The 13,872-nt window shown below is 63.9% G+C and carries 10 protein-coding genes; 5 read left to right on the top strand and 5 right to left on the bottom strand.

Annotated elements, in window-relative coordinates; genetic code table 11:
- Window positions 1-2: 2 nt before the first annotated feature.
- The 4 genes from AC1D2L_RS24765 to AC1D2L_RS24750 all read right to left on the bottom strand — a co-directional run bounded on the left by AC1D2L_RS24765 (window position 3) and on the right by AC1D2L_RS24750 (window position 3,755).
- The gene (locus tag AC1D2L_RS24765; protein ID WP_476848568.1) at window positions 3-803 is read right to left on the bottom strand and encodes an ABC transporter permease; all 801 of its coding nucleotides are present in this window, start codon (window positions 801-803) and stop codon (window positions 3-5) included.
- Entirely contained in the window at window positions 800-1,678 is an 879-nt protein-coding gene (locus tag AC1D2L_RS24760; RefSeq protein ID WP_476848567.1) for an ABC transporter permease, read from the bottom strand. The genes AC1D2L_RS24765 and AC1D2L_RS24760 overlap by 4 nt, the downstream gene beginning before the upstream one ends.
- Window positions 1,675-2,718, bottom strand: a complete 1,044-nt coding sequence (locus AC1D2L_RS24755; RefSeq protein WP_476848566.1) for an extracellular solute-binding protein — start codon at window positions 2,716-2,718, stop codon at window positions 1,675-1,677. Before AC1D2L_RS24755 ends, AC1D2L_RS24760 begins: the two co-directional genes overlap by 4 nt.
- Window positions 2,719-2,780: 62 nt before the next feature.
- Entirely contained in the window at window positions 2,781-3,755 is a 975-nt protein-coding gene (locus AC1D2L_RS24750; RefSeq protein ID WP_476848565.1) for a succinylglutamate desuccinylase/aspartoacylase family protein, read from the bottom strand.
- A 128-nt stretch (window positions 3,756-3,883) separates the two neighbouring features.
- On the opposite strand from AC1D2L_RS24750, the gene AC1D2L_RS24745 reads away from it, so the two are divergent.
- Together AC1D2L_RS24745 and AC1D2L_RS24740 are read left to right on the top strand one after the other, a co-directional pair.
- Window positions 3,884-4,636, top strand: coding sequence for an IclR family transcriptional regulator (locus tag AC1D2L_RS24745; protein ID WP_476848564.1), 753 nt, complete (start codon window positions 3,884-3,886; stop codon window positions 4,634-4,636).
- A 279-nt stretch (window positions 4,637-4,915) separates the two neighbouring features.
- Entirely contained in the window at window positions 4,916-5,620 is a 705-nt protein-coding gene (locus AC1D2L_RS24740; protein ID WP_476848563.1) for a L,D-transpeptidase, read from the top strand.
- Window positions 5,621-6,378: 758 nt separating this feature from the next.
- Here AC1D2L_RS24740 and AC1D2L_RS24735 read toward each other — a convergent pair.
- Entirely contained in the window at window positions 6,379-6,570 is a 192-nt protein-coding gene (locus AC1D2L_RS24735; RefSeq protein ID WP_476848562.1) for a hypothetical protein, read from the bottom strand.
- A 351-nt stretch (window positions 6,571-6,921) separates the two neighbouring features.
- Between AC1D2L_RS24735 and AC1D2L_RS24730 the strand changes: the two genes are divergently transcribed.
- The 3 genes from AC1D2L_RS24730 to AC1D2L_RS24720 form a co-directional block, all read left to right on the top strand.
- A complete protein-coding gene (locus AC1D2L_RS24730; RefSeq protein WP_476848561.1) occupies window positions 6,922-7,245 on the top strand; it encodes an acylphosphatase in 324 nt (107 codons plus the stop codon).
- 187 nt (window positions 7,246-7,432) lie between these two features.
- A complete protein-coding gene (locus tag AC1D2L_RS24725) occupies window positions 7,433-8,284 on the top strand; it encodes a tyrosine-type recombinase/integrase (RefSeq protein WP_476848560.1) in 852 nt (283 codons plus the stop codon).
- Between the two features lie 796 nt (window positions 8,285-9,080).
- The coding region (locus tag AC1D2L_RS24720; RefSeq protein ID WP_476848559.1) for a beta strand repeat-containing protein at window positions 9,081-13,872 on the top strand (4,792 nt) is incomplete at its 3' end.

Raw genomic sequence — 13,872 nt, 5'->3', positions numbered from 1 at the left:
CGTCAATCCCGTTGCTGCCTGAGCGCGCTCAGGAGGTGGTAGAGCACCATCACCGCGAAGGTTGCGATGATGAGAAGGCCTGACACGGCGGCGACCGAGGGGTCGAAGCCGAGCTGCACGGCCGAGTAGATCGTCACGGGCAGGGTCGGCGTGCCGGGCTCCGCGAGGAACAGGGCGAGCACGACCTCGTCGAACGAGGTGATGAAGGCGAGCACGGTGCCGGCGACGATGCCGGGCCGAACCACCGGCAGAACCACCAGAAAGAAGGTCTGGAACGGTGTCGCGCCGAGATTGCGGGCGGCTTCCTCGAGCGAACGGTCGAAGCGGCGTAGCACCGGCAGAGAGACCCTGAGCACATAGGGCGTGCAGACCACGACATGCGCCGCGATCAGCCGCCAGGGCCCGCTGAGCAGGCCTGTCCGCGTGAAGAGCAGCGTCAGGCCGACGGCGAGCACGAGGGTCGGCAGGATCAGGGGCGACAGGAACATCGCCTCGAGCACGCGCCGGCCGGGAAACTCGTAGCGCGTCAGCGCATAGGCGCAGGCGATGCCGATGGCGCAGGCGATCACGGCGCTGGCGACCGCGATCCGCAGGCTCACCACGAGCGCGCTGAGATAGCGCGTGTCGTTGAGCGCGGCCTGGTACCATTTCAGGGTCAGCCCCTGCGGCGGGAAGGCGAGGTAGCCCGTCGCGCCAAGCGGCGCGATCACCACGACCAGAATCGGCAACAGCAGATAGGCAAAGGCGAGGGAGCACAGGACCAGCAAAGCCAGCCCGAGCGGAGAGCGCCAGGATATCGTCATGTCCGTGCCTCGGCCTTTTCGCGGCCCTCGACCAGTGCGCCATAGGCCAGCGACAGGCCCAGCACGGTGACCAGGAGGATCGTGGCGAGTGTCGCGCCAAAGGGCCAGTCGAGGAGTTCGACCGTCTGCTCGTAGATCGCCGTCGCCATGACGTTGGCCCGGGCGCCGCCGACGAGGCTGGGCGTCGCGAAGGCGCTGATCGCCAGCGAGAACACAAGCAGCGAGCCCGCGACGATGCCACCGCGCGCAAGCCGAAGCGTCACCAGCCAGAGCGCGACACTCGGCGCAGCGCCGAGGCTCATCGCGGCGTATTCGAGATCGCGGTCGATGGACTTGAATACGCCGTGCAGCGTCAGGACCATCAGCGGCAGCAGCACCTGTGCCAGGGCAATGATCACGCCGGGCATGGTGTACATGGTCTGCACGGGGCCCGCGGTCAGGCCCAGCAGCATCAGCGCCTTGCTGAGCAGGCCGTCCTTGAAGAACAGCACCATCCAGCCGAACGAGCGTACCACCGCACTGACCAGCAGCGGAAAGGTCGTCAGCAGCAGCAGGAAACCCGCCCAGCGCGATTGCGAGCGGGCCAGGACATAGGCTGTCGGCAGGCCGAGCACGAGCGTGATCGCGGTGACCGCAAAGCCCAGTCCGAGCGTGCGTCCGAGCATCTCCCAATAATAGGAATCGCCGGCGAAGCGGCCGTAATGCTCGAGCGTCAGGCCGGCCTTGCTGGTCGCGCTGATGGCGAGCAGCGAGGCCTGCGGCCAGATGAAGAAGATCGCGTAGACCAGCACGCAAGGGGCGAACAGCAGGACGGGCACGAACGCGCCGCGCCACGCCGGGCGCCCACCGTCGCCTCCTTGCGCAAGGTCGCTCATCGCGCGATTTCCCGGTTCCAGCGCTCGGTCCAGGCCGCGCGCATGCGGTTGATCTTGGCGCGGTCGAGCTGCGCGAGCTGGCTGACCGAGGGGACTTCGGAGGCGAGGTCTGCCGGCAGCTTGGTATCCGGGTTGGAGGCCGTCCAGCGCATCGTCCGGGCGATCTCGATCTGCGCCTCCGGCTTCAGCATGGCGTCGATGGCGGCGTTTGCGACGTCGGCGTTCTTGGCGCCCTTGGCAACGCAGGCCGTGATGTAGACCGCCGGGCTGCCTTCCTCGGGGGTGGCGAAGGCGACGGGCAAGCCGCTCTGCTGGACCTTGAAGGCGTTGCCGGTGTCATAGGGCATGATCCAAATGTCGCCCTGGCCGAACAGAGTCGGCAGGTCCGACGCGGCCTTGAAGATGGTCTCGCCCTTGATCTTCTTCAGCGCCTCGAATCCGGGCTCGATATTGTCCTCGCCGCCGCCAAAGGCCCGGGCGAGCATGACCAGGAAGTCGACGCCATAGCCGTTCGTGATGGCCGGAAAGGCGACGTGGCCCTTGTATTCGGGCTTGAGGAAATCCTTGTAGCTCTTCGGCGGCGTCGGGATCTTGTCCGTGCGGTAGATGATGCCCTCGGCGATCACGGCCCAGGTCACCCACTGCCCATCGGGATCCTTGAGCCCGGCCGGAATCCTGGCGAGGCGCGATACGCTGGTCAGCGGCTGGGTCAGGCCCTCCTCCTTGGCGAAGGCCTCCTGGCCGCCGGAGAACTGGTACATGTCGATCTGCGGATTGCCGGCTTCGGCCTTCATGCGCGCCAGCGCCGCGGCCGACTGCATCGGGACCTGTGTGCTGGCCGCGCCGCTCTCCTTGTCGAAGGGCGTGAACACCGCGGCCTGGATGATGTCCATGGTCGAGCCGCCGAAGCCCGAGGTGATCAGCTTGCGCCCGGCGAAGGAGGATGCCTGCGCCATGGCGCTGGACGCCGCGAACGGCGTGAGGCTCGAGGCCGCGAGTGCGGCAAGGAGCTGGCGGCGGTCGAAATATGTGGCGTCCATGGCTTGCCCTCGCTGTGCCGGACTTCGGTCCGGGCGTTGAATGACCGAACTGTGAAGCGCTCTCAGGCGGGGTCGTAACCCTTGGTCCCGACGAGCTCGAAGACCTGGTCGCCATTATAGATCGGCATGTGCGGGCGACGAATGGAGCCGACCCAGGCCTTCTCGACCGGGCAGTGAACCTCCTCGACCACATCGCCGAAGAGATCGACGATGTCGGCCAGGTGCTGGCCCTTCACGACGTCGTCGCCGGGACCGACCTTCGGCATGAACAGGCCGCCATGCGTGGCCTTGTGGTGGATGGCATCGCCGCCCAACCGGAAACGCGCCGGCACGACGGGCTCGCCCGGAAGCATGCCGCGCGCCTTGCAGACATTGAAGATCGCCGCCGTCAGGTTGTCGAGATCGTCAGCCGTGACACGCGCGCCGCCGCCGCTCTCGACGATCAGCGCAGGCTTGCCACCGGTCTTGGTATAATGCGTGAAATGGCAGCCCGAGAGACCTTCCTCGAGCGAGTTCCAGACGTTGGGCGCGCCGCAGGCACGACCCAGGCGCTCGGATTCGAGGCCTTCCGGCGTGCCGTTGTTGTGGAACAGCGTATAGTGGCAGGTGATCGTGAGATCGCCGCCCGAATGGAGATCCAGCATCGCGTCGGAGTTGTTGACCGACAGGTCCATCAGGCGGTGCGCAAGCTGATAGCTGTGATGACCACGCGGATCGCCGGGGAAGACGCGGTTGAGGTTGTAGCCGTCCTGCGGCGTCAGGCGGTTGTAGCCGCGGAAGCCGAGCGGGTTGGCGAGCATCAGGCAAACGACACGGCCCGAAAGCTGCTTGAGGTCGACCGTCTTGAGAAAGCGCTGGATGCTGAGAGGACCGACGACCTCGGGGCCGTGGATGCAGGCCTGCAGCCAAAGCGTCGGCCCATCTTTCTCGCCCTGCGCGATGAGGACGGGGGAATAGATCGGACCATCGGGATAGGAGCCGAGCTCGACATGACCACGGGTGATCTGGCCCTTGGCCGGTTTCGCTGTGCCGATCATGATGATCTCCTTCTGGTAGCGGTCGCCGGCTGGGCCTGGGTGAAACCACCTGCTATGCCCGCATGCGTCAGACACTAACAAATGATCGTCCCATATATGTCAACGCCGTTTTCGCAGATGGAACAATTATGAGCTCCCTTGAGACGGGATTGCGCATCCTCAGCCTGCTTTCTGAGCAACGCCCGATCCTGCGCGTCGGAGAGGTCTGCCGGGAGCTCGACCTGCCGAAGGCCTCGGTGTCGCGCCTGCTCAAGACGCTGTCGGAAGCCGGCCTGCTGGAGCGGGACGAGCGCGACCAAAGCTACGCCACGGGCGGGCGGGCGCTCGAACTGGCCGGTCTTTACCTGGCGCGGCACAACCTTCTTGACCTGATCCGGCCGGCGGTCGATGCGCTCGTGCGGGAGTTCGGCTTCACCGGACACGCCGGCATCGTGGCAGGGCCCGAGCGCGTCCTGCTCGTGGCGCAGCAGGGCACCTACGCGCTGCAGCACACGGGGTCGGTCGCGGAACGCAAGCCCGCCTTCGATTCGATCATCGGCCGCGCCATCCTCGCGCGGCTGGATGACGCCCAGGCGCTCGCCCAGCTCGAGCTCGGGGCAGAACGGGGGCTGCGTAGCCAGATGACCGATGACGAGGTCAAGGCGGAACTCGCCGGCATTCGCGAGCGCCGGATCGCGCGCTCCTCAAGCCTGATCACGCCCGGGATCTCGTCAATCGGGGCCTCAGTCGCCGACCCCGGACGCAACGAGGTGATGGGCTTTTGCCTGTCATTCCCGACGATCGCAGCCAATACCTCCGTGCAGGATCGGATCGCAGCGCGTGTCGCGAGCCACGCCAAGGCGATCGGCGTCCGCATGCGCGATTCCTGGTGGACGCACTGAGGCGCATTCGCTCGCGCGCCGCTCCCGCCTGCCCGTCCCGGGGGCGCCAAAGGCCGGCCTGAGGTTACCGGCGACGGGCCCGGCCAGTTGCGCGCAACGAAGGCCGGCGCTTGCCAGAGGCGCCCTATGCCGGCAATCTCCCCTCAGCAAGACGCTCAGCGGGTTCGTGCCGAGCCTTGATCTCGCGCTACGGCAAGTCATTAACGGCAAGACATTGGCGGCAAGTCATTGGCGGCAAGTCATTGGCGGCAAGAGAATGGGAAGTCCGAAATCATGGTCATGGACACTGGAAATGCGGAGGCTGGCACGATGAACACGTCCGCTTTGCTGGAGCGCCGGGCGGGGCTTTTGAACCGCCGCTCGTTCCTGGCCGGCTCGGCTGCCGGCCTCGGCGCGCTGGGTCTGGGTGGCTGCGCGACATCCGACGGCATGAGCCTAGCCGAGGCGGCCAGGGTCTACGGGCCGGTGCCCGAAGAGAAATTCCCGATACCGGCGGTCGATGTCAGCAAGGTCGATCCGAGATTTTTCCGCCGGACGGTCGTCTACGAGACCCGGGAAGCGCCCGGCACGATCATCGTCGACCCCTCCAACTACTATGTCTACCGGATCGAGGGCGACGGATCGGCGACGCGCTATGGCGCCAATGTCGGCCGCGACGGGTTCCGCTGGAGCGGTGACGCCTATGTCGGGCGCAAGGCCGAATGGGCAACGTGGACACCGCCCAAGGAGATGATCAAGCGCCAGCCGGAGGCGGCCAAATACGCGCGCGGCATGCCCGGCGGCCTCGACAACCCGCTCGGCGCACGCACGCTCTATCTCTACCAGAACGGTGCCTACACGCTGTATACGATCTATGCCTCGAGCGACCCCGAATCGATCGGCTCAGGCGTGACCAGCGGCTGTGTCGGCCTTCTCAGCCAGGACATGATGCACCTGTATTCGCGCACCCCCGTCAAGACCAAGGTGGTCGTGCTGCCGGCCTAGCAGACGGCATCCCGGCAGCTGGTCCGTAAGGCAAAAACCGAGAATGAACGTTGTTATTTTACAACGACTTACGCACTTATGCGTCCATCAATAAAAGAGAAATCAAGCAAATAGTGAGAACCACCGTCTCGGATCAACCAAAAAATGAGATCGTAGTCTCCTGAGCCATCAGGGGCCTCGGTCCCCCGCTTGGGATCTGCAACTAAGGTGCTATGTGGTGACTGACTTAACGTCCAAACGCCGCCACACGGAGGATATCCCGCTGGTCGAGGCGTACAATTGGCTGGAGACCGGCCGACCTTAACTGGAAATAATGGCTCGGGGCATGGATCTGGTTGCCGACGCGACCTCAATCATAAGGATTTCTGAACGAATACATCGGCGCAACTCGTTCCGATGTAGAGGACGAGCTCTCCACCGCAGAGTTTCATGAGCAATGCATCACATTTCCAGGCCGGGCTATTACGAGATGCGCAGGGATCTGCGCATCTCGCCTAGGTGAAGGTGGATTGGGGAAAGGTCATTTCCTTTCTCCAACACGACGCTCGAGAGCCGGAATTCTTTGAGACCCTCAAATCAGAGCTCTCTGCTCAAATCGAATTGGACTAAGGACTTAGTCCGTCGTCAGACCATTTGGCGTAACTCGCGGCGTACATTAGCCGAGAGCGGGCCTCGTCTGAGGATTGATGTTAGGCGGCTAGACTATCCGGGGCCGTCCCGGCCTCGCGAGCCGACACGGTCCCCTCCCAATCCCGTGCTCACCTGTGGCTCTTCGAGTGACTGATGCGCCCGATCGGGATGACGTTGGCCGTCTTGAGCGCCTTCTCGATTTCGGCCGAGAGCCGTTCGATCAAGGCCGCCCATTCCGCTGTTCTTTCGCGGCGAGTATCGGCCGGCAATATCTGGGCCGCGCGCAGCGCCAGATCCGCCTCGGCGAGTTCCTCGCACATGTCGCTAAAGTCCTCGCTCCGCGCCGCGAGTTGCTCGATTGCGCGGGCTCCGCCGGGTAGCGCTGCAGTACGGCGGACAGGCCCGCCCTTCTTTGTTCGTTGTCGGGCATCGAAGCCGACCCGTCATCGCGTCGTTGTTGCTTCGACGCGAACCATAGGGGGATCGGTCAGCAACCTGCGTAACCTACGCAGAAGACACGGGTGTAGTGCCGCCACGATACCGAGATGCGCCAGTTGCTGACATTGGCCCGCCAGCCTGAAGCGGACGTAAAAGCGAGCCCGCCTTGAGAGTGGCCAAGGCAGGGCGGTAAACTTCGTACAGCGATTTCTTCACGGAAAGGCCGGGATCGCATGGAGCTGCACATCAGCATTTCCGGACGGGTCCAGGGAGTTGGCTACCGGCAATGGTTCCGCGGCCGCGCCCTTGCGGCTGGTGTAAGCGGCTGGGTCCGCAACTGCGCAGACGGCACCGTGGAAGCGGCGCTTTTCGGTCCAGCCAAAACTGTCGAGCAATTGGTTTTTGAGGCCCGGCAGGGGCCCAGCGGCGCAGATGTCGAGGACGTTCGTCGGCTCGAAGCGGCACCGCAGCGGTTGGCCGGCGGCGACCAGATCTTCTTCATTGCCGCGACCGAAAGCTTTCCGAGACAAGGGCGCGATAATCCTCCTTCGCCTTAGCCAGGCGCCTCTCGAAGCCCGGCAGGTTCGACGACCTCGGGGCCCAATAGGGGAAGGCCTCGCTGCGCCAAGGGACTAAGCCGCTCTCGCGGCAGTGCGCTGCGGCGCGGTTATCGCTGAGATTTCGCATGTGAGGCGCTGCAGCCGAGGATTTCGGGGTCGTTTCCCCTGATCCTCGGAGGCCTCCATGATCGATCCCGTCACTGTCAGTCCGCTGCGCCAGCGGATGATCGAGGACATGACCATCCGCCGGTTCGGCGAGCACACGCAGCGCGACTATCTCAGACAGGTCCGTGAGTTCACGGCCTTCTTCGGCTTGCCGCCCGACCGGGCCGAGCCAGAGGATCTGCGACGCTATCAGCTTTACCTGGCTTCGCTCGGCGCCAGCTACGCCCGGATGAACCTGGCCTGCACGGCGCTGCGGTTCTTCTTCCATGTGACGCTGGGCCGGATCGGCTTCGGCGACCGCATGGCGCGGCTCCCGACGCCGGAGCGCCTGCCGGTCGTGCCGGGGACCGAAGAGGTGGCGCTACTACTGGAGCATGCACGGAGCCTGAAGGACCGCGCAGCGCTCAGCATCGCCTATGGCTGCGGCCTGCGGGTCTCCGAGATCGCCAACCTCAAGGTCGCGGACATCGACAGCGCCCGCATGCTGATCCAGGTCGAGCAGGGCAAGGGCCGCAAGGACCGCTATGTCATGCTCGCGCCGCACCTGCTCGACCTCTTGCGGCAATGGTGGCGGGTGAAGCGGCCGCGTGGCTGGCTCTTCCCCGGCCAGCAGCCAGGCCAGCCGATCACGACGCGCCAGCTCGACCGGGCCTGCTATGCCGCGGCCGTTGCGGCAAAGCTCGACAAACGGGTGTCGATGCACACGCTCAGGCACAGCTTCGCCACCCATCTCCTGGAGCGGAAGACCGATATCCGCGTGATCCAGATTCTGCTCGGCCACAGGAAGCTCGACACCACAGCCGTCTACACCCGCGTCGCGCTGAAGACGCTGCGCGAGGTGACGAACCAGACGATCTGCTGGCGGCTTTGATCCAGGGCAGAGGCCGACACGCGACAGGCCTCTGTCGAACTCGCCCGCAACAAACTCAAGGGCCGCTGCAATGTGCCGGCCAAGTTGCTTGAAACGTTGCACAGACCGCTCTCGCAAGTAAAGAAAAATGGAAGTTCGTCTTATCCATGCTCAGGATCTATTTGAAATTGAGCGCCGACGCTGCAAGCAAATAGCGCATACGCTTAAAATAATATGGCCCCTATGCGGCATTTGGCGATAAGCTATCTCGATAATGCTTAATTAATTTGGATTCCAAATTTTTATAAGAGAAGCCCCAACCCGATCGCTCTCCAAAATGCAAATCTATCTTACAAATTGTGCCATAGTGGCGACCGCGCAGCTACTTTATGGATTCACGACAAGATGTGCCATCTCGCCGGTGGTGTCCATTTCAGCCGCCCGGACCGCCCGACACCTAAAGTATTTAAGAAGTATATTAAAAATATACATTCGAATAAAGTACGATTACGAGTTGGATGACCTAATCAACTTGTATTACGGATTCGTATATCATTGAATTCATTGTTATAGATCTTCGTATTTCCACCCTTGACATACCTGCTTGATTCCGATGAAACGTCAGATAATGAGAGATTTTCAGAGATAGATCGGTATTTATGCGACTTTGCGTGGCAAGTGCATCCCGTATCACCCAAATATCGCGCCTCTGTAGTTGAGGATGCACCTCTGGTGCTCCGGGCGCGTCAGCCGGCGGGCCTGATTCTCCAGTTTCTCGGAATATCCGCCGCTGCTGCGACGCAAAGGACGAATTACCATGCAGAGCTGGCAAGCGCGCGTCGCCACACGATCCCTGTCAGGTCTGCCCTTCGTCATAGCCTCGACCTTGCCGGTCTGGGCGCAGTCATTGCCGACCGGCGGGCTGGTCGCGGGCGGGGCGGCGTCGGTTTCTGTGTCGGCCAATCTCGGTCTGGTGGTTAACCAGACATCCCAGAACGCCATCATCAATTGGCAGACCTTCTCCATTGCGCAGGATCGCGCCGTTACCTTCAACAATGGGTCGGGCGCGACGCTGAACCGGGTGCTCGGCAACATTCCCAGCAGGATCGACGGCGCGCTGACGGCGACGGGTTCGGTCTATCTGGTCAATGCAGCGGGCGTGACCGTGGGGGCGACCGGTCTGGTGAATACGGGCGGCAGCTTCATCGCGTCGACGCTGGATGTCGCCAACGAAGCCTTCATGCGAGGGGGCGACCTGAGCTTCAGCGGCCAGAGCCAGGCTGCCGTCGTCAACCTCGGCTCGATCGGCTCGCTCGGCGGGGACGTGGCCCTGATCGCCCGTAGCGTCGAGAACGCAGGCATGCTGACGGCTCCCAAGGGCACGGCAGCCCTCGCTGCCGGCCATGAAGTGCTGGTGAGCGATCGCGACGTCGCCGGCGGCAAGTTCCAAGTCAAGCTCGGTGGCGCCGGAACCAAAGCGGTCAACAGCGGCACGATCAAGGCCGCCTCGGCGGAGCTGCGGGCCAATGGCGGCAACGTTTATGCCCTGGCGGGCAACACGGCCGGCGTGATCACCGCAACCGGGACCGCAAAAAAGGGCGGTCGCATCTTCCTGACTGCCGGCGACGGCGGCAGTGTCGAGGTTGCCGGGCCGATCTCGGCGACAAGGCGCGGGCGCCATGGCGTCAGCGGCGGCGACGTCCGGATCTCTGGCACGACGGTCAAGGTCGCGGGTTCGGTCTCGGCGCGCGGGAACTCTGCCCGCAAGGGTTCCGGCGGCGGCAAGACGGGCGACGGCGGAACCGTCGTCCTGGAGGGCCTTGACCTCCAGCTCGGCTCGGGAGCGATGCTCGACGTCAGCGGTGCCAAAGGCGGTGTCGTCCTCGTTGGCGGCGACTATCAGGGCGGCGCAAATCGCGAGCACAAGAAGCTTTCGGAGACAGTCGCCAACGCCCGCACCGTCAGCGTCGAGCAGGGAGCCGTGTTGCGCGCCGACGGTATGTCGGGCGACGGCGGACAGGTCGTCGTCTGGGCAGATGAGAGCACGCGGTTCGCGGGCTCGATTTTTGCCAGAGGCGCGGGAGCGGGCTCCGGCGGCGATGCCGAGGTCTCGGGCAAGGCGCGGCTCGACTTCAGCGGCGTCGCCGATCTGACGTCGGCGGCAGGGCGTTTCGGCACGCTGCTGCTTGACCCCTACAACCTGACGATCTCCACCGGCGTCGGGTCGAGCTTCACCGCGGCCAGCAACGCCAGCGTGTTGAACGTCGATACGCTCACCAATCAGCTCGGCCTGTCCAACGTCACGCTGTCGACGGGTGTTGCCGGCGCGCAAGCGGGAGACATCACCGTGGCGGCGCCTGTGCAATGGTCCGCCAACACCACTCTTACATTCTCCGCAGCCGGCGGCATCCTGCTCAACGCCAATCTGCGGGCGACAGGCGAGACCGCCGGGCTGACAATCGAGCATGGGCTCGGCAAGGGCTATTCGCTCGCCCATGGGCAATCGGTGTCGCTCACCGGCAGCCAGGCGTCTCTGCGTATCGGCGACGCAGCAGGCCTCACTCCGTATCAGCTGGTGCGCAATGCAGACGAGCTCGCGTCCGTCGGAGCGACTGGCGCATGGGCCTTGGGCAATGATATCAGCCTGTCGAGCACCTATTCGAACGCGCTGATCGAAAATTTCAGCGGCACCTTCGCAGGCTTCGGTCACGCGATCGCAAACCTGAAGATTGATGCGCCAGGCCAGAACAATGTCGGGTTGTTCGGCCAGCTCGGCTCCGGCGCTTTGGTGCGCGATCTCGAATTGCGCGGCGGATCAGTCACAGGCGAGCATGCCGTCGGCCCGGTGGCGGGCCGGATGAATGAGGCGACGCTTCTGAATGTCTCGGCGTCGACAACCGTCAATGGTCAGCATTATTCAGGGGGCCTCGTTGGCGCGGCCTTCGACTCGGTGATCACCAACGCCTGGGCCAGCAGCAATGTCACAGGCGGGGGATACGTCGGCGGCCTCGCAGGGGCCGCGTTCAATACGACGCTCAACAAGGTTCATGCCACAGGCAACGCATCGGCCCCCGCAAATAACTATGTCGGAGGCCTGATCGGCTCGGTCTTCGGCGGCTCCCTGACCAATGCCTGGGCCACGGGTGATGTCGTCGGGCAAAGGTCCGTCGGTGGCCTGGCCGGATCGGTGACACGGGATCAGGCGCCTGGCGCCATTCCACGCAGCACAACACCGACAGGGGCCAATGCGGTGCTGGCCAATGTCTGGGCTGGTGGAGCGGTCACTGCAGAGCAAGTCTATCTGGATGAACCTGCGACCAATGCCGGTGGCCTGATCGGCACCTTCAACAACGCTCAGCTCAGCAATGCCTATGCCATCGGTTCGGTGACCGTGAGAAACGGCGCGGATGCAGATTCCGCCTATGTTGGTGGCCTCATCGGCGACATCTGGGAGAACGGCGTCTTTGCGGATTCCTGGGCCAGTACGTCGATCGCCTGCTCGGGCGCCTGCACCGTCGGCGGCGTCTTCGGGCGCTATACCGAACAAGGCAACACGGCGGCGCGTCTGTATTGGGACAGCGGCGCAACCGGCCAATCCGTCGCAGTCGGCGAACATGGCAATCTACCCAATGCCTTCACGGAACTGGCGGGCAACACAGCGTTCAAGGCGGCCAGCTACGCATTCAATAATTTTTCGACCGACTGGTATCTGATCGAAGGCGAGACGAGGCCGTTCCTGCGCTCGGAACATGCCAGCGTCATCCACAACGCGCACCAGTTGCAATTGATCAATCTCGGCATGAACGAGAACTATACTGTCGCGGCCAACCTGACAGGTCCGGCTTTCGGCGCCAGCAGTGGCATGTGGGCTAACGGCTTCGTCCCGCTTGGCAAGCCAGGTTCGGTGGACCCGGTATTGAACATACCTTTTGGCGGCGTGTTCGACGGCGCCGGCCATACGCTGTCGAACTTGCAGATCGCGCAAGGCGGCACCCAGTCCGTTGGCTTGTTCACAGTCATCTCAACGCCGGGCGTCGTCAGGGACTTCGGCATCCTGGGTGGCACCATCCATGGCAACAACGCTACGGGGTCATTGGCCGGCGCTCTCGATGGAACCATCGAACGCAGTTTCTCAACCGCAAATGTGACAAGTGACCTCGCGGCCGGAGGATTGGTCGGCCTCATGCGCGGCAGCGCATCCATTCGCCAGTCCTATGCGACCGGCACCGTCGACAATTTGAGGTCAAGCAGCAACGGGGCGATCGGCGGACTGGTCGGTGAAATCGCGGGAGGGTTAGTCAGCGACAGTTACGCCACGGGTGCCGTGACCTCCAGATTCGGCTATTGGACCGGTGGGCTGGTTGGCCTGTTGGCAGGCGGTTCGGTCAACAACTCCTACGCATCCGGACTTGTGTCGGTCGTCGCGCCAGCTGGGAACGCGAGCTATGGCGCGCTGATCGGCTCTTTGAGGGCCCCGCTGACGAATTCGTTCGCACTGACGCAGGCCGGTGGACCCGTCGGCCTGTTCGGAACGATCGTCGGAGGAACCAGCACGAACTCCTCCATGCTGTCCGCGGGGGCTTTCGCCAATACGCAGACCTTCATGGCGACCTCTAGCTGGGACTTCCGCAACATCTGGGCTCCGCCCTCCATCGGTGGACTTCCGCAGCTCTACGCCAGCACTCCGGTGGTCTGGATCGAGACCTCGACCATCGACAAGGTCTATGGCGCCACGTCTGGCCAGTTGAATCCAAGCGTATCCCATGGCGGCGCCGGGAGTTACCGGTTCGGTCCTGCGGGCGACACTCTGGTCATTCCGGCAATGTTGGTTTCGTTGCCAGCGGATCAGTCGGTCGGCTCCTATCCGATCAGGATTACCGGTGTATCGAGCAGCGCCGTGAGCTCTGGCGGCGTGAACTATCGGGTCTTTGCCGATGGCACCTCGACACTATCCGTCACGCCTGCAACGCTTTCCGTCATCGCAAATGCCGACAGCAAGACCTACGGCGCCGCCGACCCGTCACTGACCTATGCCCTGAGTGGTTTCGTTGCCGGCGACACCGCAGGCATCATGACTGGTGCGCTCGGCCGCGCCGCAGGCGAGAACGTCGGCAGCTATGGCATCCTGCAGGGAACGCTGGCAGCCGGCTCCAACTATGTGTTGTCGTATACGGGCGCGAACCTCGCGATCACGCCGGCGGCCCTTGCCGTGACAGCCAGCTCCCAGTCGAAGGTCTATGGCCAGGTCGATCCGTCCCTGACCTACAGCGCGACGGGCTACCAGCGCGGCGACACCGCGGCCGTGATCACCGGCGCGCTCAGCCGTACCGCCGGCGAGAACGTCGGCAGTTACGGCATCCTGCAGGGGACGCTGTCGACGGGGTCCAACTACGTCGTGACATATGCGGGCGCGAGCCTCGCAATCGCACCGGCGACGCTGACCGTGGCCGCCAACGCCCAGTCGAAGGTCTATGGCGAGGCCGATCCGTCCCTGACCTACAGCGCGACGGGCTACCAGCGCGGCGACACCGCGGCCGTGATCACCGGCGCGCTCGGCCGTACCGCCGGCGAAAACGTCGGCAGCTACGGCATTCTGCAGGGGACGCTGG

The sequence above is a fragment of the Allobosea sp. P1_B10 genome (genome assembly GCF_056406735.1).
This window is presented reverse-complemented; position numbering and strand designations above follow the sequence as displayed.

Excerpts from the sequence above, each read along its gene's own strand:
- AC1D2L_RS24750 (WP_476848565.1), bottom strand. The coding sequence starts at position 3,755 with ATGATCGGCACAGCGAAACCGGCCAAGGGCCAGATCACCCGTGGTCAT.
- AC1D2L_RS24725 (WP_476848560.1), top strand. The coding sequence starts at position 7,433 with ATGATCGATCCCGTCACTGTCAGTCCGCTGCGCCAGCGGATGATCGAG.
- AC1D2L_RS24735 (WP_476848562.1), bottom strand. The coding sequence starts at position 6,570 with ATGTGCGAGGAACTCGCCGAGGCGGATCTGGCGCTGCGCGCGGCCCAG.
- AC1D2L_RS24745 (WP_476848564.1), top strand. The coding sequence starts at position 3,884 with ATGAGCTCCCTTGAGACGGGATTGCGCATCCTCAGCCTGCTTTCTGAG.
- AC1D2L_RS24730 (WP_476848561.1), top strand. The coding sequence starts at position 6,922 with ATGGAGCTGCACATCAGCATTTCCGGACGGGTCCAGGGAGTTGGCTAC.
- AC1D2L_RS24760 (WP_476848567.1), bottom strand. The coding sequence starts at position 1,678 with ATGAGCGACCTTGCGCAAGGAGGCGACGGTGGGCGCCCGGCGTGGCGC.
- AC1D2L_RS24740 (WP_476848563.1), top strand. The coding sequence starts at position 4,916 with ATGGACACTGGAAATGCGGAGGCTGGCACGATGAACACGTCCGCTTTG.
- AC1D2L_RS24755 (WP_476848566.1), bottom strand. The coding sequence starts at position 2,718 with ATGGACGCCACATATTTCGACCGCCGCCAGCTCCTTGCCGCACTCGCG.
- AC1D2L_RS24765 (WP_476848568.1), bottom strand. The coding sequence starts at position 803 with ATGACGATATCCTGGCGCTCTCCGCTCGGGCTGGCTTTGCTGGTCCTG.